Below are 22,490 nucleotides of genomic sequence, written 5' to 3'. Positions count from 1 at the left end.
TCGGCTCGTGACGACGACGGAGTTCGATCTCGACCTTCCCGACGGGCGCGTCCTGCACGCCCACGACACGGGCGCGGCCCACGACCCGGCCACCTGCGGACCGGTCGTGCTGTGGCACGGCGGGACCCCGAACACCGGTGAACCCCCCGTGCCGCTGCTGACCCCCGGCGTCCGCTGGATCGGCGTCGACCGCCCCGGCTACGGCGGTTCGACGCGCCGGGAGGGACGCGACGTCGCGAGCGTCGCCGCGGACGTGGTGGCCGTGCTCGACCACCTCGGCATCGAGCGCTGCGTGACGCTCGGGCACTCCGGAGGCGGGGCGCACGCCCTCGCCTGCGCGGCCCTGGCGCCCGACCGGGTCGTCGCGGCGCTGTCGATCGCGGGTCTGGCGCCCTACGACGGGAGAACCGACTGGTTCGAGGGGATCGGTCCCGCGGGGCGGGCGAGCCTGGGTTCCGCCGTGGCGGGACGCGCGTCCCGGGAGGCGTTCGTGCCGGGGCCCGACGCGATCGACTTCACCGCCGCGGACTGGCAGACGCTGGAGGGGCCGTGGGGCTGGTTCGGCCCGGTCGTGCAGCGGGCCACCGCGAACGGGCCGGGCGGGATGGTCGACGACGACCTCGCGGGGGTGGGTCCGTGGGGTTTCGACCTGGCCTCGATCCGGGTCCCGGTGTTCCTGCTGCACGGCGACGCGGACCGGGTCGTCCCGGTCGGGCACGCCCGCCGGGTGGCCGCCGCCGTCCCGGGGTCCTCGCTGCGGGTCGTCCCGGGGGCGAGCCACCTCTCCGTGCTCGCCGAGGCGCCCGCGGCTCTCGCGGAGCTGGTGGAGATCTGGCGGTGACGCTCGGTCGATCGTGCGCCGGGCCCGACCGGTGGTCATCGGCGTCCCTAACGTCGAGGGGTGCCCACCCGCAGGTTGCCGATCGCCCTCACCATCGCCGTGGGTTTCGGCTGCCTCACCGCGGGGCTCGTGAACCTGGCCGAGCACCCGGCGGCGCGCTTCGGCGGGTACCTGCTGAACGCGGGGTGGGCCTGGGCGGGGTTGTCGGTGCTGGCGGGTGCGCTCGTCGCGCGGCCGGTCCCGGGCGCCGTGACCGGGTGGCTGGCCGCGGGGTGCGCGTTGTTCGCCTTCGACGCCACGGACGCGGTCGCCCGCGGTGCGCCGCTGGTCTCGGCGCTGCGGGCGGACCTGTCCTGGTGGGCGGTCAGCCTGGTGCTCTGCCCCCTCCTGGGCCTCGTCGGCTCCCAGCTCCGGCGCCCGGACCGGCTCGGTCTGTCGGCCCGGCTGGTCGTCCCGGCAGGGGCCGCGCTGGAGATGGTCCTCCGCCCGCCGGGCGGCGGCCTGCACCCCGAGGCGCTCGGGGTGCAGGTGAGCGTCTGGGCCGTCGCCGCCGTGACCGCGGTGGTCCTGCTGACCCGGTACCGGCGGACGGAGCGGCCCTGATCGGACCCGGTCCCACAGCGCCGTCGGGTCGTCCGCCGGACAGGACCCGCACCTCGGGGCGGTTCAGGCGGACAGCATCCGGGCCACCGTCGCGTACGACTCCCGCGGGTCCCCGGCCAGGAGGGTCTTGGCCAGCGCGGCGAGGTCGTCGGTCACCACCTCGAACTCCCCGGCCTCGACCCCGTCCAGGGTGGCGCGGGCGATGTCGGCGGGATCGGCCTTGGGCAGGTCCTGGCCCGCCGTCATGTCGGTGTCCGCGATGCCGATGTGGACGCTGGTGACCTGGGTTCCCTGACCGGCGAGTTCGTGGCGCAGGCCGTTGCTCATGCTCCACAACGCCGCCTTGGTCATGGCGTAGGCGGTGGCGCCCGGCAGGGCCAGCCAGGACGCGGCCGAGGCGACGTTGACCACGGCACCGCCACCGTTGGCGGCCAGGACGGGCGCGAACGCGCGGACCATGGCCAGCGGGCCCCAGACGTTGACGGCCATCTCGGCGTGGACCCGGTCCAGGTCGCCGAGCAGGGTGGCGCCGGAGGCGATCCCGGCGTTGTTGACGAGCAGGTCCACGTCGGTGGCCACGCGGGCGGCGGCCTCGACGGCGGCCGGGTCGCTGACGTCGAGGGCGAGCACCTCGGCTCCGGGGAGGTCGAGCAGTTCCGGACGGCGGGCGGTGGCGTAGACCTTCGCCCCCCGCTCCAGGAGTTGGGTGGCGAGGTGGGCGCCGATGCCCCGGTTGGCTCCGGTGACGAGTGCGGTGGCTCCGTTGAGGTTCATGCCGGGTACGCTAGAACCTCACACGAGCGTGAGGTTCAAGTCGAGTGGCGGGGAGGTTCTGTGCGCATCGGAGAACTCGCCCACCGGGCGGGTGTCAGCGTCCGTTCGCTGCGCTACTACGAGGAGCAGGACCTCGTCCCGGCCGAGCGGACCCCCGGGGGCCACCGGGAGTACCCCGAGTCCGCCGTCGAGCGGGTCCGGTTCATCCAGCAGCTGTACTCCGCCGGGCTCGCGAGCACCGTCATCGCCGGGCTCCTGCCGTTCCTGGACACCCGTGTCGTGACGTCGGAGATGGAGGAGCGCCTGGCCGGGGAGCACGACCGTCTCCAGCAGCAGATCGACCGGCTCTCCGTGGCGCGCGACCGCCTCGCCGAACTGCGCTCGATCGCCGCCGACGCCGACGGCGAGCAGGTTCCCTGCGCGACCGATGCAGCCCTGCCGGCGTTCAGCTGAGCCGGGCGAGCAACCACGCGGCGATCTCCTCGCCCGCCGCGGCGCCGCTGGCGCCGGTGAGTTCGGCGCCCGCGTGCTCCCAGCCGGCCCGGAAGAGTTCCCCGTGCCGGGGACGGCGCGACTCCTGCGCCGCGACCAGCAGGTCCACGTCGAGGAGGGAGTCGCCCGCCGAGACGAAACCCGCTGCGCCGCAGCGGGACACGACCTCAGCGACGGCGGCGGACTTCGTCAGCGGCCGCGGCACGGCGTACAGCTTCCGCCCCTGCAACGAGACGGTGTACCCCCACCCGTCCATCGACGCGACGAGTTCCCCGAGCCGGGGCCCTTCGAGTTCCGCCCGCTGACCGTCGCGCAGGACCACGTAGCAGAACAGGTCCGGGACGCTGCGCACGGCAGGGTCCTCCGACCCCGGGACGGCCCGGACCAGGTCCCCGGCCGACCGGAGGAGTTCCGCGTGGACCTCGGCCAGGGGGGCGCACCCGGACAACCGTTCCTGCACCGCCGCGGCCCACGCCGCATCGGGGCGCCCGGAGGTCAGCAGCACCCCGCCGTTCGCGCACACGGCGTGGCGCGGGGCGGCACCGGGCCAGCGGATCCGTGCGTACTGCTCGGGGGTCCGCGTCGTCACGGGGACGAACCGGTCGGAGGCCACCAGGGAACCGAGCAGGGCCCACGCCGCGGGAGTGACGTAGGAGATGGTGCGCCCCTGGTACTCCTCGACCTCCACCAGACCCGAGACCGGGACCCCGGCGGAACGGGCGGAGAACACCAGCGTCTGATCGAGGTCGCTGGCTGCGAGGATCGTCACACCGCCAGCCCGTCAGCACCGGTCGCCCCGCGGGTGAACCGCGGGTGGATGAGGCCGATCGCGGAGTAGGACAACCCGGGAACCTCTTCGACGACGACACCGCGCTGGTCGGCGAGCAACCGCACGTGGGCCAGGTCGTCGGGGTGCGACAGTTCCGACGCCGGACGCACGAGGACCCGCCACGGCACCCGCCGCAGCAGCACGCGCGTCGTCTCCCCCACCCCGGGTTTCACCAGGTTCACGTCCCCGATGCCGTAGTGCTCGCTCACCCGCTCGACCTCGGCCCACCCGGTGAAGCTCGCCGTGCGATCCCCCGAGCGCAACCCCTCGACGACGGCGGGGACCTCGGCCGCGACGTCGTCGAACCAGGAACTCACGACGTCGAGGAACCGGTTCGACTCGTCCGCCGGCGCGAGGTCGGCGTAGAACTTCGCCCCGTGGAACTGCCCGGGCGCGAGCAGCCGTTCGTTCAGCACCGTGCGGCTCACCAGGCCCGACACCGTCGAGTTCAGGCAGGCCGAGGGGATCAGGTAGTCCTCGCGGGTCCCGAACGTCCGCACGCAGTGGCCGGGGTCGGCGAGCACGGCCAGGTCGTCGCTGAAACCCCCGAACCGCTCGAGCGCGACGGACAGCTCCCGCACGATGGCGCCCTTGCCCGTCCAGCCGTCGACGAACACGACGGAGGCGGGGTCGTGGTGCGCCGCGATCCAGCGCAGGGCGACCTCGTCGATCCCGCGACCGCGCACGATCGAGACCGCGACGTGCGGCCAGTGCAGACCCTGCCGGATCGCCCAGCGCCGCAGCAGGATCCCCACCGGGGTGCCGGCGCGGGCCAGCGAGGCGAGCAGCAGGTCGTCACCGCGTTCGGCGCGCAGCAGTTCCGCGACGACGCCCACCCCCAGCGCGACCCGGCGGGCCGTGCGCTCCAGCGCGTCGGCGAACAGCTTCCGGTACTCCCCGCTCGGCTGGTACTCCACGGGCAGGGACTCCGCGTAGTGCGCGCCGCCGCTCTGGATCGCCTCCTCGCGCTCCTCCGCCGGGGCCTCCAGTTCCACTCCGGACAGGTCGGTCAGCAGCCAGCTCACCTCGTCGGGGAGGTAGGAACCGAACTGCGGCCCCGACAGCGGGGCGGGCGTGGACGTCACGGGGAGCTTCTCCAGGAATCAGCGGGCAGGGTCACGAGCAGCAGCCGCGACGTCAGCGGGGCCAGCGCGGCGAGCACCCCGTCGGGGGCGTGCAGGTCGGCGGGTGCGGAGGCCGAGTCGACGACCAGCACGATCGCGTCCCACCCGCCCGCACGGGTCGCGTTGTGGGCGTAGCGGATTCCCGCCCCGTCCAGCACCGGGTCGTGGGAGACGAACGCCACCGAACTGCGCACCGCGTACCCGGCGTCGTCGACGGCGAGCACGGGTGAGCGGGTCGTGGAGGAGAACCGGACCTCCCCCGGGTGACGTTCGGCGAGCTGCGCCGCCACCGCCAGGGGGGCGTGCAGGAGTTCCTCCGACCCCAGCACGAGGACGGAACCGGCGGCGTGGACCTCCGGCAGCAGGTGGCGCACCAGGTCCGCCCCGGCCAGGAGTTCTGCGTGGGCGGGTGCGCTGCCGAACCGGCCCGTCGTCGGGACACCGGCCGGCCAGTCGACCACGACCGCGACCACGTCACCGGGACGACCCACCCCGGGCAGCACGGGCGCGGCGTCCGCGACCAGGGCCGTGCCCCGGGCCAGGACGTCCGCGGGCAGCTCCACCCGTCCCTGCGCCAGGCTCACGACGTCGATGCGGGTCCCGAGCTCCACGGCCAGGGCGGCCAACCGGTCGTGGTCGGCCGCGGAGCGCACGTCGACCAGGCCCGCGACGACGTAGTGGCGGTGCGGGGCCTTGGCGTGCAGGACGCGCAGGGTGTTCGCCACGGTGCGGCCGGTGGACAGCTCGTCGTCGACGAGCACGACCGGCGCGTCCGGATCGGCCAGCGCCGCCAGCACGGCCGGTTCGCACGGCAGGAGCTGGTGGCCGCTCGCGTGGGAGTGCTCCTCCTCGAAACCCGCGTAGTCGATCGCCTCGGGCACCGCGCGACGGGTGGAGTGCAGACCCGCGCAGCCCAGCGCGTCCGCCACCGTGTGCCCGAGGCCCGTGGCGGTCTCGGCGTAGCCGATGACCAGGGCGTCGGGGCGGGCCGGGGGCCGCCGGACCGCGGCGTCGACCGCCGCCGTGGCCCGCGCCTCGCCCGCCAGCGCCGCCCGCCACGTCGACGCGTCCAGCACGGGGGCGTCGGGGACGCCGAGGAGCTCCGCGACGCGGGCCCCGAGCCGTAGCCCGGCGGCCCGGACCAGGCGGGGGTCGGTGGGGACGTGCTTGCCCAGGACCTGGCTGACCAGCAGGTGCGCCCGTCTCGGGTTGCGGCGCAGCGCGAGCCCGAGGAGGTCGTGCACGGTCAAGCCGTCGGTGCCGGGCGAGCCCTCGACGTGGACCCCGAGCCGTTCCCCGACCCAGCGCGCGCTCGGGTGCGGGGCGGCGAGGTTCACGCGCGGACCCCGTCGAGGGAGGCGCGCACGGCCCGCCAGGAGTCGTCCTGCGCCTGCAGCAGGTGGGCGTAGGAGATGTCCTCGCGGGCGACCCCGAAGGCGTCGGCGCGGGCGAGGACGCGTTCGGCCCAGGGGCGGTGCGGGCCGGCCTCGTTCATCTTGTTCCGGTAGGCCGAGGCCATCGCGCCGCCCCCGTGCTGGGCGAGCACGTCGGAGGCGTCGCAGAAGTCCTCGTGGGTGACGACGGACATCGCGTGCACGACGGCGACGTGGCTGGGGTGGATGACCGTCTTGCCCTGCAACCCGTTGACCCGGTCGAGGACGAGTTCGCGGACGAGACCGTCGAGGTCGTCCGCGATCAGCTGCTCGCGCAGCTCCTCGTTGCCGGACTCCGCGAACGGGCTGGTCGCCAGCGAGGTGCGGAACACCCGTTCTCCGGAGGAGAAGTGCTCCCACACGGGGGCCGTGATCGGGTACCCGCTGCCGTCGGCCCGGCCGAGGACGTTGATGACGTCGCCGAGGACGTCGGCGACGACGCGGACGTCCCAGACGGTGGAGCCGCGGGGGCGGCGCAGGCCGTAGGCGGCGGAGAGGTCCGTCGCCCCGGTGCGGACGGCGAGGACGACGTCGCGGTGGGCGTCGAGGACGTCGCGGATGGCGAACAGCGCGGCGTGGCGGGTGTCGAGGTGCGCGACGTCGCGGCTCTCCAGGACCGGCATGGCCCACAGCCGGCGCCCAGCCCGTTCGGACGCCGTCCCGACGGCTTCGAGCCACTCGTCGGGCGAGGGCTGGCCGGCACCGCCGAACTTGGGGATGACGAAGCCCAGGAGGCAGTCCAGGCCCACGCCGCTGCGCTCGACGACGCTGAGCAGCTGCTGCGGGGTGCGGGTGCGGATGAAGAGCATCAGGGGGGCACCGTCGCGCCACTCCGGCGCGGTGGCGAGGCCGCGCAGTTCCCGGACGAGGATCTCCTCGGCCTCGGCGACGCGGTGGTCGGGGACGGAGTCCTCCAGGCAGGCGACGGCCGACATGACGCCCCGGCGGGCGAGGCGGACGAGGTCACCGGCGAGACGCTCGCGCGTCGCGGGGCAGTACAACGTGGCGCCGAGCGCGACGGCGAGTTCGTCGCGCCCGGCGGTGACGTCGACCGGCTGCGGAGGGTGCAGGAAGAGCTGGTCCTTCTGCTCCGCGTCGAGGGTGGCGAAGTGCCGCACGGTGTCGGGAGGTTCAGACGTGGGCGGCGACGGCGTCGCGCAGGTCGCGGATGTGGCGGCCGGTGGCGGGGGCGCCGATCGCCGTCATGGCCCAGCCCGACCCCTCACGGGTCAGCTTGGCCATGATCTGCGCCGTGTGCGGGCCGGCGTCGGAGAGCTCGTAGCGGGCCAGTTCGACCTCCTGCGGCTGCGCGGCGTCGACGACCCGGCAGACGGCGTTCTGGACCTGGGAGAAGTCCTGGCCGGTGAAGCTGGAGACGGTGAAGACCAGGGTCGTGACCTGCGCGGGCACGGCGGGCAGGTCGACGTAGATGGTCTCGTCGTCGCCGTCGCCCTCACCGGTGAGGTTGTCCCCGGTGTGGATGATCGAACCGTCCTTGCTGCGCAACTGCTGGAACCACACCTCGTCGACGAGCTTGCCCGCGCTGTCGAAGAGCAGGCAGCTGGCGTCGAGGTCGACGTCGATGGACTTCTTGCGGAAGAGGCCCTTGGCGACGGCGTCCCAGCCGAGACCCATGAAGACCCGGGTGAGGGTGCCACCGCCGGACTTCTCCAGCGACAGCTTCTGGCCCTTGTTCAGACTGACGGCCACGGGTGGCCCCTCTCTCGTGGTGGTGCGGGTGGTCCTCAGGAAGGACGCGGGACGGTGCCCTCGTGGTTCCAGTCGAGGTCGTCGAAGCCGTAGGCGAGCGCGACGTCGCGGACCGGACCGGGGAAGAACTCGTTCTCGCGGCGGACGACGAGGTCGCCGGCGACGTCGTGCACGGAGGCGATGACGCAGGTGCGCGCGTCGGCGGGGGGTTCACCGGTCCACATCTGCAACGTCCCCCCACCGCGGCGGGCCAGCGTCAGGTGCGGCGCCAGTCGCGCGTAGTCCGGGGGCTGCGTTCCCTGCGCGTAGACGTAGAAGACCATCCGGCGCAGCAGGTCGAGGTGGGCGGCGTCGGCGAGGACCTCCTCGCCCTCCTGTTCGCTGCGGGGGCCCAGGCGCAGGACCTGACGTGCCCCGAACCCGGGCGCGGCGAGGAGTTCACCCAGGGACTGCAACGCACCCGCGTGACGGTCGCGCGTCTCCCAGAGGCACCCCAGGTGGACGTCGGACGAACGGTGCAGTCCGGCGGAGGTGACGAGCTGGTCCCAGCGCAGGGTGATGCGCAGCGACCCGGTCGAACGCTCCGCGGCGGTGATCGTGTGGGACGGGTGTTCGTCGTCGAGGACGATGCGGCGCTCGCTGGCCCGGGCCTGTCCGACGACCGCCGCCGGTGCCGGTGCGGGTTCCCGCACCCGTGGGAGCACGGGAGCGGGAACCGGTCGGGGCGCCGGTGGCGCGGGTGGCTTCGCGCGCGCCGGCGTGGGGGCGGGACGGGGCGGGTTCAGGTGGTCGGCGAAGGTCCGCGGGCTGCGTGCCCGCCCCGGTCGGCCGAGGAAGTTGTGGACCTCCTCCGCCGGCCGGTCGTTCCTCGTGCCGCTCACCGTTCGTCCTCCCGTCCCGCGATGCCCTTCCCCCTCGTCCCCGGCGCTGCGTCAGCTCGCGTGCGAGGGCGACTTGTCCAGGTGGGCGTCCTCGGGGTGGGAACGGTTGTGCACGATCGAGGTGATGAGGGCCGCCACGATGAACGCGACGCCGATGAGACCGGTGACGACCTCGGGCACCTCGTGCTCGATGCTGTAGAGCAGGATCGCGGCCAGGGCCCCGATCGCCCAGAGCGCACCGTTCTCGAGGTAGGGGTACATCGAGAGGGTGCCCTCGCGGACGAGGTGGACGGTCATCGACCGGATGTACATGGCCCCGACGCCCAGGCCGATCGCGATGATGATCGCGTCGTTGGTGATGGCGAAGGCACCGATGACCCCGTCGAAGGAGAACGACGCGTCGAGGACCTCGAGGTAGAGGAAGAGGAAGAACGCCGCCTTGCCGCCGACCTTCGCGATCTCGGAGGGACCCTTGCGGGCCGGGGTGGACTGGCCGAACTCCTCCTCGTCGTCGGAGTCGTCGTCCTCCTCGATGTTGAAGAGCTCACCGAGACCGTTGACCAGCAGGTACACGACCATGCCGAGGACACCGGAGGCCAGCACCGTCTGGGCGTGGTCGGTGGCGAAGGTCTCGGCCACGAGGAAGAGGACCGTGCCGCCGACGATGACCGACATGGCCTCGACCTGGCCGATCTTCTCGAGGAAGCGCTCGATCGGGCCGAGCCAGTGGTGCTCCTTCTCCCCGAAGATCCAGTTCAGGAAGAGCATCAGCAGGAACATGCCGCCGAAGGCCGCGATCGTGGGGTGCGCGGCGTTCAGCAGGTACCCGTAGGTCCCCGGCTCGTCGACCGGCCCCTTCTCGAGCGCGAGCTTGACGGCGTCGACGGGGTTCAGCGAGGCCGTGATGCCCACGAGCAGCAGCGGGAAGACGAGTCGCATGCCGAAGACGGCGATGATAATGCCGACGGAGAGGAAGATCTTCTGCCAGAAGTCGTTCATCCGTCGCAGGACGGTGGCGTTGACGACGGCGTTGTCGAAGGAGAGGCTGATCTCGAGGACGGCCAGGATGGCGACGAGGCCGATGCCCGCCGCACCGTCGTAGAGGACGGCCAGGACGAGGCCCAGCGCGGTGACGCCGAAGGCCCACCCGTAGGTCTTGAGGATCAACGGTCAGCTTCCTGTTCGTGCGGAGCCCACTCGGGCCGGACGGGAAACCCTCTCACGAGACGCACACCGCACGCACGGACGGCGCACGGCTGACTGCCGGGCGCCGTCCTGCGTGCGGTGGGTGCGGTCAGCGGGTCAGACGCTGACGCCGAAGTCCGACGCGATGCCGCGCAGACCGTTGGCGTAGCCCTGGCCGACGGCGCGGAACTTCCAGTCCGAGCCGTTGCGGTACAGCTCACCGAAGACCATGGCGGTCTCGGTCGAGGCGTCCTCGGTCAGGTCGTAGCGCGCGACCTCGGTGCTCCCCTCGGCGTTCACGACGCGGATGAAGGCGTTGCGGACCTGGCCGAAGGACTGCTTGCGGGTGTCGGCGTCGTAGATGGCGACGGTGAAGACGACCTTCTCGATCTCGGCCGGGATGAGGGAGAGGTCGACGTTGATGGCCTCGTCGTCGCCCTCGCCCTCGCCGGTCCGGTTGTCACCGGTGTGCTCGACGGAGCCCTCGGGGGACTTCAGCTGGTTGAAGAAGACGAAGAACCCGTCGTTGGGGACCTTGCCGTCGGCGCCGACCATGATGGCCTGCGCGTCGAGGTCGAACTCCGAGCCGGTGAAGCTGTTGGAGTCCCAGCCCAGGCCGATGACGGCCTTGGTCATCCCCGGCGCTTCCTTGGTGAGGGAGACGTTGCCGCCCTTGCTGAGGCTGACGCCCATGGTGTTCGCTCCGTTCGTCTGGTGGTGCTTGCGAAGGGCCCAACGATCACCGGGCCCGATGAGTGCCCGCGCTCAGTCGCGCGAGCCCGAGAACAACCCTCCCAGGGCCCCGAGGCCCTGCTGGTCCGGCTTGGCCGTGTTCTTGACCAGTGCCTTGGCGAAGGCCTCGATGGTGACGGACTGCAGGATGACCCGCCCGTTGCCGCGCAGCGTGGCCAGGGTCATGCCCTCCCCGCCGAAGACCGCGCTCATGATCCCCTGCCGGTTGAGCCGGCCGACGGTCTCGACGCCGTAGGTGATGCGGTCGTCCCAGGCGACGATGCACCCGGTGTCGACGCGGATCGTGCCGCCGTAGTCGGCGGGGTTGATGTCGATGAAGTCGCCGGCCCCGGCGATGAGCAGCGAGCCGCGGCCGGTGAACTTCTCGAGGATGAACCCCTCACCGCCCATCAGCCCCTGCCCCATGCCGGAGAAGGCGATGTCGAAGTTCACCCCGGCCTCGGCGGCGACGAAGGCGTCCTTCTCGGCGAACCACGTGGTGCCCCCGTCGAGCTCGAGGTGGCGCATCTCGCCGGGGAGCACCCCCGCGAGACCGAGCAGCCCGTCCCCGCCGGGGGTGTGGAAGTGCTGGAAGGCGAAGGACTCCCCCGCGAGCATCCGCTTGCCCGCGTTGGCCGCCCCGCGCAGCAGGCCGCCGAGCCCGCCGCTCTCGCCCTTGCCGCCGGGGGCGCTGAGCTTGGTCTCCATGACGACGTCGCCGGAGGAGAAGAGGAACTTCCCCGCCTCGCAGTACAGCGTCTGGCCGGGGCGCAGGGTCACGACGGCCATCTGGGTCGTGGAACCGACGAGCTGCACGTCGAGGGTCATGGTCTCTTTCCTACCGCACTCGTCGGGTCCGGGGATCTGGTCATCGTGCTCAGAGGTCCAGGTCGCCGCGCCGGAACTTCGACTCCAGGAACCGGCTCTGCTGCTGCTGACGGTCGACGTCGGCGGAGAGGACGGAGTCGCGCAGCTGCCGGCACCCCTCGACCATCAGGTGCAGCTGGTTGCGCAGCTCCTCCGCCGGAGTGGTGCCGGCGGCGTTGCGGCTGGTGCGCGCCACGTCGGCCGGCAGGGCGAGGAAGTCCTCGACGGTACGGGGCAGGTGCTCCCCCGCCAGGGTCTCGAGGTCGTGGCGGACCTGGGGGTCGCCGCCGCGTTCGGCGATGCGCAGCAGCAACGGGCCGAGCAGTTCGGCGACCTCGTGCACCAGCACGACGTCGGTCCGCTCGAAGCGGTCCACCGCGGTGTCCACCCGGCGCACCGTGACGACGAGCGCGCGTTCGGCGGCGCTGACCGCCGGGCTGTGGGCCACGGGAGCCACCGGCGCAGGGCGGGCGGGTTCCTCGGGGCGGAGCAGGACGGGGTTCGGGGAGATCAGCGCGTACTTCAGGGCCCGCCGGTAGTGCCGTCGCAGCCGGCGTCGCCGACGGGACTCGTTCTCGTAGGCGACGTTCGCCGCGATCCAGGCCCACATGGCCAGGAACCCGACCCACCAGAACGCATCGGGCAGCACGGCGTAGAGGACGATCCACCCGCCGAGCCCGACGAAGCGGAAGAGCTGGAACGCCGGGTCGGAGATCCAGCCGAGCACCGGGAGGGTGGCTCCGAGGCGGGGTTCGAGGTCGTTCGGCCCGATGACCTCGACCTCCCGCTCGGGCAGCACCGCGCGACGCGGTGCGTCGTCGTGGGATCCGTCGTGGGAGCCGTCGTGGGAGCCCCCGCCCCCGCTCAGTTCGATGCCCACCGCGGCCCCCGTCACAGGTCCAGGTCGGAGCGGCGGAACTTCGCCTCGAGGAAGCGGCTCTGCTGCTGCTGGCGGTCCACGTCGCGGCTGAGGACCGAATCACGGAGCTGACGACAGCCCTCGACGAGCAGGTGCAGCTGAGCACGCAGTTCGTCGGCGGGGGTCGTGCCCGCCGCCGTCCGGTGCTCGTGGGCGTAGTCGTCGGGCAGGACGAGGTAGTCGTCGATCGCCCGCGGGAGGTGCTCCCCCGCGAGGGTCTCCAGGTCGTGGCGGACCTGCGGGTCGGCGTCGCGGGTGCGCAGGTTCGCCAGCAGCGGGCGGAGCAGGCGATCGACCTCGCGGACGAGGTCCACGGACTCGGCGTCGAGACGCCCACCCGTGGTCTCGGCGCGCACGACCGCCGCGGCGAGGCGGCGTTCGGCGGTGGAGACGGGGTCCGGCAGCTGCGGAGTCTCGACGCGCTCCTCCACCGACAGCCGTCCTCGGCCGTGCCGGTCGCGGTGCCGCTCGAGCCGGCGGGCCCTGCGTTCCGCCCGGTGCGGCCCCGCCCAGGGAACGCCCTCCTTCTTGACGTAGCTGAACACGGCCCCCTGCATCATCAACATGATCAGACCGACCCACCACAGCTTGCCGGTCGAGAAGGCGACGATCCACCCCGCCACCCACGCGGCGTTGAACAACCGCAGCGCATGGGGGCTCAGGCCCGACGAGTCGTCCTCGGGCACCGAGGGTTCCCGCTTCTCGTACGGCGCCGGCACCGGAGTCGTCCGCGCGACCGGCCCGTCCGAGCGCACCTGGGGTACGTCCTCGCGGTGCGAGGTCCCCCGCTCGTCACCCTTGCCGAGCTCGACGCCCACGGCGCACCCCCTACAGGTCCAGGTCGGAACGACGGAACTTCGCGTCCAGGAACCGGCCCTGGACCGACAACTTCTGCGCGTCGTGGTCGTAGACCGCGCGCTGCAGGTCCTTCGCGCCGTCCACCAGGAGGCGGAGCTGGGTCACCAGCTCCTCGGCCGGCGTGGAGCCCGAGGGACCGCGGTTGGTGAGGGCGTAGTCCTCGGGCAGGTCGAGGTAGTGGTCGAGGGCCCCGGGGAGGTACTCGGTGAGGATCGCCTCGAGGTTGTGCAGTTCCTCGACGTCCGCCCCGCGCTTGGCGACGTGGGCCAGCAACGGCTTGAGCACGTCCTCGATCTCCCGGACCGCCGGGACGGCACCGTCCGGCAGCCGGCCACCGTTGCGGTTGGCGATCCGCACGACCTCGCGCAGCGAGTTCTGCAGGCCCACGACGGGATCCGCCGGGACCGCCGGTTCCACCGGCGTCGGGGAGTTCTGCTCCAGCACGGGGTCGCCCGTGAAGGCCGCCTTGATCCGCAGCCACGTGGAGTTCGCCATGACGGAGTGCACCAGACCCAATCCCCAGGTGCCCGCGCCGAGCAGGATGCCCAGCCACAACCACCAACCCTGCGCCGCCACGGCCGTGGCGGCACCGCTCATCGCGGCGGCGTAGGCCACCGCAGCGAAGACCCACCGGGCCCGGCGTCCGCGCAACCCCATGTAGAGGAAGGACAACCAGGGCAACCCGACCGCGGGGATCGCCAGCCACCAGGAGTTCGCCGCCCGCCACGTCCGGCTCCGCAGCCGACGCGACACGAGTTCCGGCGGCGCCTGCGCCGGGCCGCGTCGCACGACCTTCCCCTCGACCGCCGCCGCCCGCCGCAGCGCCCGCGAGGGGCGCTGGTCGGACCGGGACGGGGCCACGGAACTCACCGTGGGCCTTCGAGCGCGGGGCCGGAGCCCTGCTCACCGTTGCGCGCCCGCTCGAGGTAGGAGCGCGAGCGGTGCACCTGGCCCTCGAGGGCGTCGACGGTGTTCGCCATGCTGACCACGGCCTGCTGCTTGAACGTGTCGATGGCGTCCATCGTCGCGAAGACGTTGTCGAACGCCTTCTGCAGCGTCGCGACGTCCACCATCGCCGTCGAGGCCTGCTCGTGGATCTGCGCGGTCTGCTGCTTGAGCATCTCCGACGTCGACAGGATCATCTGGTTCGTCGTCGTGTTCAGGGCGTTGATCTGGTCGAGCACGAGCTTCTGGTTGGCCAGCGCCTGCGCGACGATCACGGCGGTCCGCAGCGCCGCGACGGTCGTCGTCTGCGCCCGGTCGACCCCCTTGATGAGCTCGATGTTGTTCTTGCGCACCAGGTCCAGCGCGAGGTAGCCCTGCACGCTGACGGCGAGCTGGGTCAGCAGGTCCTGGTGGCGCTGGCGGATCGGGAAGAGCGCGTCGGAGGTGAGCGCGTCGGCGGCCTGCGGGTTGGTGGCCCGGACCTCGTCGATCTTCGCCACCGTCGCGGCGTCCAGCGCCTTGGCCAGCGTGGAGTACTCGGTGAGCTTGCCCATCGTGGTCCACAGGTTCTGCTTCTCGGACTCGATCGAGGCGTTGTCCTTGCGCAGCTCGTCCTGGCCGCTCGCGAGCGCCTTGATGATCGCGTCGAGCTGGCTCTGGGCGTCCTGGTAGCGCTCGAAGTAGCGCTGGATCTTGTTGCCCATCGGGATGATCCCGAGGATCTTCTTCGCCCCGTGCAGGTCGGCGCGGCCCGGGTCGAGGTTGGTGACGGTCTGGCGCAGTTCCAGCAGCGTGTTCGCGACCTTGACCTGGGCATCGGCGCCCGGTCCGGTGGCCTTCTGCCCCTTGGCGCCCGCGAGGCTGGACTGCGGGCGTTCCAGCATCCGGTTCGAGACCTGCGCGGAGGAGCGGACCTCCTGCTCGCCCATGCGCGTGATGTCGTCGACCTTCTTCTGGAAGGCGGGACTGCGCGGGTCCTGCGCCGCGAGGTCGGCGACGAAGGCCTGCGCCTTGCGCTGCAGCTCGACCCGGGTGGCCTCGTCGAGCGGGATCATGCCCTCGGCCTGCTCGTCGGCCACCACCGGCACCGGTGCGGGCGGCGTCAGCTGCAGGTCCGAGACCGGCGCCGGCACCGGTGCGGCCGGCGGGTTCAGCGGCTTGCTCAGGTCCAGCGACTCCGACATCAGGCGGTTCCCCTCGTGTGTTCCGTGCGTGCCACCCGCGCCTCCCCCGGGCTCGTTGCCGATCCTAGGTCCGCCACGGGCGGTCGTCCGATCCTGGCTGAGGGTGAGGCCCGGGGCATCCACCCCTCGGTGGAGAGATCCGCGGCGACCGTCGTCCTCCCGTCGGGGACCACCCCCGACGACGCCCGGCGCAGGTCAGGGGTGCCCCCCTACCGCGGTAGCGCCACGATCAGGGGGATCCCGGGGTCACCAGTCGTTCTCCTCGCGGTCCTTGCGGTCGTTCTCCTCGGTCCGCGCCCGCGCCGACTCCAGCGCGTGCTGGGCCTCCGCGCGGGAGGCGTAGGGCCCGAGCAGGTCCTTGTTCTGTCCCCGCTTCTCCAGCTCCTGGACCTCGCCGGTGTTCACGTCGTAGAACCACTCCGTCGCCATGGAGGCATCCTGGCGCGTGGGGGCCGAGTGCGCACCCGACCTAGACTCGGCCCCATGAGCACGGGCACCGCGACAGCACCCATCGGCACCCTGGTGCCCGGCACGATCTCCCCGCGCCGGCCGGTTCCGCCGCAGATCGACCGCCCCGAGTACGTCGACCAGCAGGCGCCGCTGCCCTACAAGGGCCCGAACGTCATCGACGCCGAGGGCATCGAGCGCATCCGGCGCTCCAGCAGGCTCGCGGCGCAGGCGATGGCTCTGGTGGCCGAGAGCATCGTCCCGGGCACGACGACGGACGAGCTGGACCGGATCGGGCACGAGTTCCTCTGCGACCACGGCGCCTACCCGTCGACGCTGGGCTACCGGGCGTTCCCGAAGGCGTTGTGCAGCAGCGTCAACGAGGTCATCTGCCACGGGATCCCGGACTCCACGGTGCTCCAGGACGGCGACATCGTGAACCTGGACATCACCGCCTACCTGGACGGGATGCACGGCGACACCAACGCGACCTACCTCTGCGGCGACGTCGACGAGGAGTCCCGGCTGCTCGTCGAGCGCACCCACGAGGCGACGATGCGGGGCATCAAGGCCGTCGCACCGGGACGGGCCATCAACGTCATCGGCCGGGTCATCGAGAAGTACGCCAAGCGCTTCGGGTACGGCGTCGTGCGCGACTTCACCGGCCACGGCGTCGGGCCGGCGTTCCACACCGGGCTGATCGTCCCCCACTACGACGCCGCGCCCTCGCACGCGCTGGTGATGGAGCCCGGCATGGTCTTCACCATCGAGCCGATGCTGACGCTGGGCACCCACGACTGGGACATGTGGGAGGACGGCTGGACGGTCGTCACGAAGGACCGCAAGCGCACCGCCCAGTTCGAGCACACCCTCGTGGTGACCGACACGGGCGCGGAGATCCTCACCCTTCCCTGACCCTGGCGTAGCCCCCAGGTCGTGGTCGGCGGCGGGAAGATCAGCCCTGGGTAGCGCGACGGGGACGGGGGCCGGGGCGTTGGATGGTCGTAGCCGGCACACCCCGGCGGACGACCCGAAGGAGCCCCACCCGTGAGCAGCACCGACCTCTCCCGCCCGACCTCCGGCAAGCTGATCGCCGGCGTCTGCGCCGGCCTCGGACGCCGGTTCGGACTGTCCAGCAACGTGGTGCGGGCGCTGTTCGTCGCCTCCTGCATCCTGCCCGGACCGCAGTTCCTCGTGTACATCGCGCTGTGGATCGTCATGCCGAAGGACACCGGTCGCTGACGGGCCTAGGCTCGCGCTCGTGACCAGCAGCGAGACGCACGCAACGACCACCCCCCCGACCGGCAGGGTCGGTCTCGGGGTGGACATCGGAGGTTCCGGCATCAAGGCGGCCCCGGTCGACCTGGAGGCCGGTGAGTTCGCCGCCGAGCGCGTGCGGATCGAGACCCCGCAGCCGGCGACCCCCGCGGCGGTGGCACCGGTCGTGGCCGAGGTGCTGGCGGGGTTCGACGTCCCCGGGGACACCCCGATCGGCATCACCTTCCCCGCCGTCATCCAGCACGGGATCGCGCGCAGCGCCGCGAACGTCGACGAGTCCTGGATCGGGACCGACGCGGAGACGCTGTTCTCGGAGGTCCTCGGCCGTCCGGTCCTCGTCGTCAACGACGCGGACGCCGCCGGGTACGCGGAGACGCAGTTCGGCGCGGCGAAGGGCGTCCACGGGGTCGTCCTGGTGACGACGCTGGGCACCGGCATCGGCACGGCCCTCATCGTCGACGGGCGGCTCGTCCCGAACACCGAGCTCGGGCACCTGGAGATCGACGGTCACGACGCGGAGAAGAAGGCCGCCGACGCAGCCCGCGAACGCCACGACCTGTCCTGGTCGCAGTGGGCGAAGCGCCTGCAGCGCTACTACTCCCACCTCGAGGACCTGCTGTGGCCGGACCTCATCGTCGTCGGCGGCGGGGTGAGCAAGAAGCACGAGAAGTTCCTGCCGCTGCTGGACCTGCGCACCCCGATCGTGCCCGCGACCCTGCGCAACGACGCGGGGATCATCGGTGCGGCGGCCCTCGCCGCCGCCCGGGCGGCCGACCGCGGCTGACCTTCCGGTCATGGCCCGGGCGCACTAGTGTCCGGGCCATGACTGACGCGACGCCGCGGCTGAAGTTCGGGCTCTTCGTTCCCCAGGGCTGGAAGCACGACCTGGTGGGCGTGGACCCCGTCGACCACTGGAAGGTCATGAGCGGTCTGGCGCAGCGCGCCGACCGCGGTGACGTCTGGGACTCGATCTGGGTCTTCGACCACTTCCACACCGTTCCCGAACCCACTGACCAGGCCACCCACGAGGCGTGGAGCCTGATGGCCGCCTTCGGGGCGGTGACCTCCCGCATCCGCCTCGGGCAGATGTGCACCTGCATGAGCTACCGCAACCCCGCCTACCTGGCCAAGGTCGCGACCACGGTCGACGTCGTCTCCGGCGGCCGCCTCAACATGGGGATCGGCGCGGGCTGGTACGAGCACGAGTGGCGCGCCTACGACTACGGGTTCCCCGGTGCCGGTGAGCGCCTGGCCCGCCTCGACGAGGGCGTGCAGATCATGCGCCAGATGTGGACCGAGGGGATCTCCACCTTCGCGGGCAAGCACTACACGACGGACGGTGCGATCAACCGTCCGCTGCCCGTGCAGGAGGGTGGGATCCCGCTCTGGATCGCCGGGGGTGGGGAACGCAAGACGCTGCTGACCGCGGCGAAGTACGCCGACTACACGAACTTCGACGGGACCCTCGAAGGGTTCACGCACAAGTCCGCCGTCCTGGCCCAGCACTGCGAGGACATCGGGCGCGACTACGCCACGATCACCCGCTCGGCCGACTACAACATCGCCATCGGCCGCGACGAGGCCGAGGTCGCCGACCGGATCGCGGCGCGCCGTGCGCAGCTCGAACCGCACGTCAGCGCCGAGGCCGTCGACCGTGACCTCGCGAGCCTCGCCCCGGGGTCGGCGGGGGTCGGCACCCCGGAGCAGATCGTGGAGAAGTTGCGGCCCCTGCTCGACGCGGGCCTGGGGTACGCGAACTTCTACTTCCCCGAGGCCGCGACCGACACCAGCGGCATCGAGTTGTTCGAGCGCGAGGTCGTGCCGGCGCTGCTCGGCTGAGCGTCACGGGTACTGCTGCAGGGCAGGGGTTCCGGGACCTGCGGCAGTACCCGTTCCCGTCCGGTCGGGGTCAGCGGGAGCCCGCGTCGGGTCGCTGGGCGGAGTTCACCGCGTGGACCACGGACCGGAACAGCGGGACACCGGCGACGTAGCACAACGCCTCGAGAACACCGAGACCGGTGAGGACCCCGTCGGAGGCGGTGTCGGAGAGCCGCAACGAGATCCCCCCGGCCAGACCGGCGAGGACCCAGGCCGTCCACCAGAGCCGCAGCGGTGCCTCGACACCCCGGGGTGCCCGACGACGGGACGCGGTCCAGACGTCCTCGACCAACTGGCGGGGGACGAAGAACCACGCGATCGGCGTGAACCAGCCGAACCACGCCCACACCGCCGCCCGGCGGTGCGGCACGGCCGGGGTGATGCGCTGGGCGTTGCGACGGGCCCGGCCCAGCCAGAGCGCGGTGACGACCAGGGCGGCGAGCAGACCGCCGTAGAAGCCCGCGCCCCCCACCAGCAGCGCCACCCACCCGGCGAGGGAGTCGCCCAGGAGCAGACCCGCCGCGCAGACGACGTCCGCGGCTGCCACGACGACGGCGAGCACGACCGCGGCCTGGCCGAGTCCGGCGACGGCTTCGAGTCCCACGACCCGGGGCTCGACCGGCTGCGCAGCGCCACGGAACCCCTGCGGGACGGAACCTCCGTGGCCGCCACCGGGACGCGCGTCCGGCACGGGGGGCGCCGGGACACCGAACTGCGCGACCGGTCCTGCGCCGGGGCCGGCGGCGAAACCCCCGGCGCCCGGGTCGAACTCCCCGCGCGGTGGGGCGAAGAAGGGCAGGTCGCTCACCGGTCGCCTCTCCGGCGGTCCCCCGGGTCGGTGCTGCTGGCCGCTCACTCGTTCGTCCTCCTGCTCGCCGGCTGGGTGCGAGACCCGGTGGATCTCCTGCGTCTCCTCGGTCGCGCGGGACCACCACTGCAGTGAGCGCGATCACGGACCACCCGGTCGGACGAAGGAATCAGCCGTGTGCGCCAACGACTCCAGGAGCAGGCATGCTTGCGCCGTGGACCTCGACACCCTCCCGGAGGAGACCCCGGTCAGCTGCGCGTTCTGCGGTTCCCGGGAACCGGACGCCGACGTCCGGACCCAGGAACGGCTGGGGGTGCAGGTGGCGGTCTGCGCGGCCTGCCGGGAGCGTTTCGCGGGGGCGAACGCGCCGGCGACGAAGGCTCCGGTGCTCGAGGAACCGCGTGGCCTGCCGCCGACGCTGGGCCAGCAGTCGGGTGCCGTCTTCGCCCTCGTCCAGCGGATGGCGAGGATCGCCGCGGACCGTCCGTACACCGAGGAGGAGTGCGAGCACTGCGGTCACCTCGTGCACCACTACCGCGACAGCGCGGGTACCGACGTCGGGCTGGCCAAGGAATCGGTGCTCGCGGTGAGCGTCCCGGCCGACGAACGCTGGCGGGTGGTCGCGGACCGGGCCGTCACGGTCGCCGAGCTGGAGGCGGACGACGGGTACGACGAGGACGACGAGGACCAGGTCGGCGCGCGGGTGCGGCACGCGGTGGTCTGCCCCGCGAACCCCGCACCCGCGAACCCCCGGCTGGCACGGATGTGGAACGCCCACCGCACCCCGCCGTCCCCCGACCACTGACCCGTGATCCCGCGGGGAGACCCAGCGGGATCACGGCGCGGGGTGGAGGGTCAGTCCTCGTCGGTGACGAGGACGAGCTCCTGCACGACGTTGCCGCGGGTCGCACGGCTGTAGGGGCAGGTCTGGTGCGCGGCGTCGAGCAGGTCGCGCGCGACGGACTCCTCGAGACCGGGCAGCTGCGCCTCGATCTTGACGGCGAGGTCGATGCCCTCGGCCATGCCACCGGTCACCCCGACGGTGACCGAGACGGCCGACTCCGAGACGTCCACCTTGCGCATGCGGGCGATGCCCTTGAGCGCGCTGTGGAAGCACGCCGCGTAACCGGCGGCGAACATCTGCTCGGGGTTCGTGCCGGGACCGTCGTCGCCGCCCATGCCCTTGGGGATGGAGAGGCTGACGTCGAGGCGGTCGTCGGAGGAACTGACCCGGCCGTCGCGGCCGCCCCACGCGGTTGCGGTCGCTTCGTACATGGTCGCCATCGCGGAACTCCTTCGCTTTGATGCACCAGGCTGGTACGTGAATAGGATGGCACGGTGCAGACCGCAAGGCGAGGCCGCCCCCGCGACCCGGAGATCGACGCCCGGGTGCTGACCGCCGCCGTCGAGGAACTCGCCGAGAAGGGCATCGCCGGGTTCAGCACCCGCGGGGTCGCGACGCGGGCCGGGGTCGACCGCCGCGGGGTGGGGGCGCGCTGGCCCAGCACCGAGGACCTCGTCGTCGACGCGCTGGCGAGCCTCACCGCCCGGCTGGAACCCCCGCTCACCGGGTCGCTGCGCAGCGACCTGGAGCTCCTCCTGCCCCCCATCGCGGCCGCGCTCTCGGGTCGCCGCCGCCAGGTCCTGCAACGCTGCGTCGACGAGGTGGCGACGTCGCCGGCCATCACCGAACGGTTCCGCCGCGACCACGTCGACCGGTGCGCCGCCGTCCTCGAGGACGCCTTCCACCGCGCCGCGGCCAGGGGTGAGCTCGTCGAGGCCACCACCCCGGCGCAGGCGACGGAGCTGCTGATGGGCTCGCTCCTGCTGCGCTCCCTGACCGTCGGCGACGCGGCCGTCGACGACCGCTCGCAGCGCGACGTCCTCGAGCACGTGCTCGGACTGGTGACCCGCGGAAGGCACTCAGCGCGACGAGCGTGACGGTCCGGCTGACCGGGTGACGCTGTAGGTCCGGGCGGGTGACGCCCGCTGCAGCCGGCGCCGGATCGGCCGACAACCTTGCAGTGCAGCAACAGAGTGACGCGCTCGCGTCGTGGTGGCGACAGTTGGAACCGGCCGTGCAGGGCGACCTGTTGACCCTGTCCCCGCACGCCCACCTGCCCGCGGACCTGGCCGCCGAACTGCGGTCCTTCGGTGTCGACGTCTCCGACGTGGGCCTCGCGCTGCGCCTCGGCGACCGGGCCTTCGTCGTCCACGCCCAGCCGCGGGCGTTCCAGGACTTCCTGGCCGCGGCCCGCATCTGGGCGGCGATCTGGACCAGGGTGTGAGCGGACGAGCCGGCCTGTAAGCCGGATCCTGTACCCGCTCCGGGGAGCGGGCGGCGACCATCCCTCTAGGACGTGCGTTGCCGCACGCCTCAAGCGACCTACCCGACGACTCGGGCGGGCAGCCCTCGAACGCCGTCTGTCTGGTCTTGCTCCGGGTGGGGTTTACCTAGCCGCACTGGTCACCCAGCACGCTGGTGGTCTCTTGCACCACCGTTTCACCCTTACCCCTCCGCCGGAGCGGAGAGGCGGTCTGCTCTCTGTGGCACTGTCCCGCGGGTCACCCCGGGTGGCTGTTGGCCACCACCCTGCCCTGTGGAGTCCGGACTTTCCTCGGCGATCGGGTCACCCCGATCGACGCGGTCGCCCGGCCGACTCGTCCTCCAGGAAGCTTAGAGCATCACCCCGTAGGCTCCC

25 protein-coding genes, 1 other RNA gene and 1 pseudogene are annotated in these 22,490 nt (G+C 72.4%); 10 read left to right on the top strand and 17 right to left on the bottom strand.

Annotated elements, in window-relative coordinates:
- Positions 1-7 precede the first annotated feature (7 nt).
- Together AC0I8G_RS08320 and AC0I8G_RS08315 are read left to right on the top strand one after the other, a co-directional pair.
- Entirely contained in the window at positions 8-841 is an 834-nt protein-coding gene (locus AC0I8G_RS08320; protein WP_471729484.1) for an alpha/beta fold hydrolase, read from the top strand.
- Between the two features lie 60 nt (positions 842-901).
- The gene (locus AC0I8G_RS08315; RefSeq protein ID WP_471729483.1) at positions 902-1,444 is read left to right on the top strand and encodes a hypothetical protein; all 543 of its coding nucleotides are present in this window, start codon (positions 902-904) and stop codon (positions 1,442-1,444) included.
- Positions 1,445-1,507: 63 nt separating this feature from the next.
- Here the strand turns inward: AC0I8G_RS08315 and AC0I8G_RS08310 are convergent, their stop codons facing one another.
- Complete coding sequence (locus AC0I8G_RS08310; protein ID WP_471729482.1) at positions 1,508-2,218, bottom strand: SDR family oxidoreductase; 711 nt, start codon at positions 2,216-2,218, stop codon at positions 1,508-1,510.
- Between the two features lie 60 nt (positions 2,219-2,278).
- Between AC0I8G_RS08310 and AC0I8G_RS08305 the strand changes: the two genes are divergently transcribed.
- Complete coding sequence (locus AC0I8G_RS08305; protein WP_471729481.1) at positions 2,279-2,671, top strand: MerR family transcriptional regulator; 393 nt, start codon at positions 2,279-2,281, stop codon at positions 2,669-2,671.
- Here AC0I8G_RS08305 and AC0I8G_RS08300 read toward each other — a convergent pair.
- The 13 genes and pseudogenes from AC0I8G_RS08300 to AC0I8G_RS08240 all read right to left on the bottom strand — a co-directional run bounded on the left by AC0I8G_RS08300 (position 2,664) and on the right by AC0I8G_RS08240 (position 15,806).
- The gene (locus AC0I8G_RS08300) at positions 2,664-3,479 is read right to left on the bottom strand and encodes an HAD family hydrolase (protein ID WP_471729480.1); all 816 of its coding nucleotides are present in this window, start codon (positions 3,477-3,479) and stop codon (positions 2,664-2,666) included. The two genes, AC0I8G_RS08305 and AC0I8G_RS08300, sit on opposite strands and share 8 nt — an antisense overlap.
- Positions 3,476-6,000 (bottom strand): annotated as a pseudogene (locus tag AC0I8G_RS08295) (phosphoribosyltransferase). Before AC0I8G_RS08295 ends, AC0I8G_RS08300 begins: the two are co-directional and overlap by 4 nt.
- Positions 5,997-7,214: an HpcH/HpaI aldolase/citrate lyase family protein gene (locus tag AC0I8G_RS08290; RefSeq protein ID WP_471729479.1), complete on the bottom strand. Its 1,218-nt coding sequence runs from the start codon at positions 7,212-7,214 to the stop codon at positions 5,997-5,999. Before AC0I8G_RS08290 ends, AC0I8G_RS08295 begins: the two are co-directional and overlap by 4 nt.
- A gap of 13 nt (positions 7,215-7,227) precedes the next feature.
- Complete coding sequence (locus tag AC0I8G_RS08285; protein ID WP_471729478.1) at positions 7,228-7,806, bottom strand: TerD family protein; 579 nt, start codon at positions 7,804-7,806, stop codon at positions 7,228-7,230.
- Between the two features lie 35 nt (positions 7,807-7,841).
- Complete coding sequence (locus AC0I8G_RS08280) at positions 7,842-8,687, bottom strand: hypothetical protein (protein ID WP_471729477.1); 846 nt, start codon at positions 8,685-8,687, stop codon at positions 7,842-7,844.
- Positions 8,688-8,738: 51 nt separating this feature from the next.
- Complete coding sequence (locus AC0I8G_RS08275; protein ID WP_328295567.1) at positions 8,739-9,854, bottom strand: DUF475 domain-containing protein; 1,116 nt, start codon at positions 9,852-9,854, stop codon at positions 8,739-8,741.
- Positions 9,855-9,989: 135 nt separating this feature from the next.
- Positions 9,990-10,565 carry a TerD family protein gene (locus AC0I8G_RS08270; RefSeq protein ID WP_471729476.1) on the bottom strand — a complete coding sequence of 192 codons (576 nt, stop codon included), beginning with the start codon at positions 10,563-10,565 and terminating at the stop codon, positions 9,990-9,992.
- Between the two features lie 72 nt (positions 10,566-10,637).
- Positions 10,638-11,432 (bottom strand): AIM24 family protein, encoded by a 795-nt coding sequence (locus AC0I8G_RS08265; RefSeq protein ID WP_328295565.1) that lies wholly within the window; start codon positions 11,430-11,432, stop codon positions 10,638-10,640.
- Positions 11,433-11,481: 49 nt separating this feature from the next.
- Positions 11,482-12,351 carry a hypothetical protein gene (locus tag AC0I8G_RS08260; protein WP_471729475.1) on the bottom strand — a complete coding sequence of 290 codons (870 nt, stop codon included), beginning with the start codon at positions 12,349-12,351 and terminating at the stop codon, positions 11,482-11,484.
- A gap of 11 nt (positions 12,352-12,362) precedes the next feature.
- Positions 12,363-13,208, bottom strand: a complete 846-nt coding sequence (locus tag AC0I8G_RS08255; protein WP_471729474.1) for a hypothetical protein — start codon at positions 13,206-13,208, stop codon at positions 12,363-12,365.
- A 10-nt stretch (positions 13,209-13,218) separates the two neighbouring features.
- A complete protein-coding gene (locus AC0I8G_RS08250; RefSeq protein WP_471729473.1) occupies positions 13,219-14,109 on the bottom strand; it encodes a hypothetical protein in 891 nt (296 codons plus the stop codon).
- Between the two features lie 5 nt (positions 14,110-14,114).
- Positions 14,115-15,377 (bottom strand): toxic anion resistance protein, encoded by a 1,263-nt coding sequence (locus AC0I8G_RS08245; RefSeq protein ID WP_471729472.1) that lies wholly within the window; start codon positions 15,375-15,377, stop codon positions 14,115-14,117.
- A 246-nt stretch (positions 15,378-15,623) separates the two neighbouring features.
- Entirely contained in the window at positions 15,624-15,806 is a 183-nt protein-coding gene (locus AC0I8G_RS08240) for a hypothetical protein (RefSeq protein ID WP_471729471.1), read from the bottom strand.
- A 54-nt stretch (positions 15,807-15,860) separates the two neighbouring features.
- On the opposite strand from AC0I8G_RS08240, the gene map reads away from it, so the two are divergent.
- The 4 genes from map (at position 15,861) to AC0I8G_RS08220 (ending at position 18,941) form a co-directional block, all read left to right on the top strand.
- Positions 15,861-16,739 carry a type I methionyl aminopeptidase gene (map, locus tag AC0I8G_RS08235; RefSeq protein ID WP_471729470.1) on the top strand — a complete coding sequence of 293 codons (879 nt, stop codon included), beginning with the start codon at positions 15,861-15,863 and terminating at the stop codon, positions 16,737-16,739.
- Positions 16,740-16,871: 132 nt separating this feature from the next.
- Complete coding sequence (locus AC0I8G_RS08230) at positions 16,872-17,066, top strand: PspC domain-containing protein (RefSeq protein WP_328295558.1); 195 nt, start codon at positions 16,872-16,874, stop codon at positions 17,064-17,066.
- 19 nt (positions 17,067-17,085) lie between these two features.
- A complete protein-coding gene (gene ppgK / locus AC0I8G_RS08225) occupies positions 17,086-17,886 on the top strand; it encodes a polyphosphate--glucose phosphotransferase (RefSeq protein WP_328295557.1) in 801 nt (266 codons plus the stop codon).
- A gap of 59 nt (positions 17,887-17,945) precedes the next feature.
- Positions 17,946-18,941, top strand: a complete 996-nt coding sequence (locus tag AC0I8G_RS08220) for an LLM class F420-dependent oxidoreductase (protein ID WP_471729598.1) — start codon at positions 17,946-17,948, stop codon at positions 18,939-18,941.
- A gap of 70 nt (positions 18,942-19,011) precedes the next feature.
- Here the strand turns inward: AC0I8G_RS08220 and AC0I8G_RS08215 are convergent, their stop codons facing one another.
- Positions 19,012-19,788 (bottom strand): DUF4328 domain-containing protein, encoded by a 777-nt coding sequence (locus tag AC0I8G_RS08215; RefSeq protein ID WP_471729469.1) that lies wholly within the window; start codon positions 19,786-19,788, stop codon positions 19,012-19,014.
- A gap of 214 nt (positions 19,789-20,002) precedes the next feature.
- Between AC0I8G_RS08215 and AC0I8G_RS08210 the strand changes: the two genes are divergently transcribed.
- Positions 20,003-20,593: a DUF6083 domain-containing protein gene (locus AC0I8G_RS08210; RefSeq protein WP_471729468.1), complete on the top strand. Its 591-nt coding sequence runs from the start codon at positions 20,003-20,005 to the stop codon at positions 20,591-20,593.
- Positions 20,594-20,643: 50 nt separating this feature from the next.
- On the opposite strand, the gene AC0I8G_RS08205 is transcribed toward AC0I8G_RS08210, so the two are convergent.
- Complete coding sequence (locus tag AC0I8G_RS08205) at positions 20,644-21,072, bottom strand: organic hydroperoxide resistance protein (RefSeq protein WP_328295553.1); 429 nt, start codon at positions 21,070-21,072, stop codon at positions 20,644-20,646.
- 54 nt (positions 21,073-21,126) lie between these two features.
- Between AC0I8G_RS08205 and AC0I8G_RS08200 the strand changes: the two genes are divergently transcribed.
- Complete coding sequence (locus AC0I8G_RS08200) at positions 21,127-21,729, top strand: TetR/AcrR family transcriptional regulator (protein ID WP_471729467.1); 603 nt, start codon at positions 21,127-21,129, stop codon at positions 21,727-21,729.
- 83 nt (positions 21,730-21,812) lie between these two features.
- Entirely contained in the window at positions 21,813-22,076 is a 264-nt protein-coding gene (locus AC0I8G_RS08195; RefSeq protein WP_380260161.1) for a hypothetical protein, read from the top strand.
- Position 22,077: 1 nt separating this feature from the next.
- Here AC0I8G_RS08195 and rnpB read toward each other — a convergent pair.
- Positions 22,078-22,452: RNase P RNA component class A (gene rnpB / locus AC0I8G_RS08190), an RNA gene on the bottom strand.
- Between the last annotated feature and the right edge of the window lie 38 nt (positions 22,453-22,490).

It is taken from the genome of Kineococcus sp. AC630 (assembly GCF_979255925.1).
Note: the sequence above shows the minus strand (reverse complement) of the source record. Positions and strands in the feature narration are given on the sequence as shown.

Excerpts from the sequence above, each read along its gene's own strand:
- AC0I8G_RS08310 (WP_471729482.1), bottom strand. The coding sequence starts at position 2,218 with ATGAACCTCAACGGAGCCACCGCACTCGTCACCGGAGCCAACCGGGGC.
- AC0I8G_RS08270 (WP_471729476.1), bottom strand. The coding sequence starts at position 10,565 with ATGGGCGTCAGCCTCAGCAAGGGCGGCAACGTCTCCCTCACCAAGGAA.
- AC0I8G_RS08265 (WP_328295565.1), bottom strand. The coding sequence starts at position 11,432 with ATGACCCTCGACGTGCAGCTCGTCGGTTCCACGACCCAGATGGCCGTC.
- AC0I8G_RS08245 (WP_471729472.1), bottom strand. The coding sequence starts at position 15,377 with ATGTCGGAGTCGCTGGACCTGAGCAAGCCGCTGAACCCGCCGGCCGCA.
- AC0I8G_RS08240 (WP_471729471.1), bottom strand. The coding sequence starts at position 15,806 with ATGGCGACGGAGTGGTTCTACGACGTGAACACCGGCGAGGTCCAGGAG.
- map (WP_471729470.1), top strand. The coding sequence starts at position 15,861 with ATGAGCACGGGCACCGCGACAGCACCCATCGGCACCCTGGTGCCCGGC.
- AC0I8G_RS08205 (WP_328295553.1), bottom strand. The coding sequence starts at position 21,072 with ATGGCGACCATGTACGAAGCGACCGCAACCGCGTGGGGCGGCCGCGAC.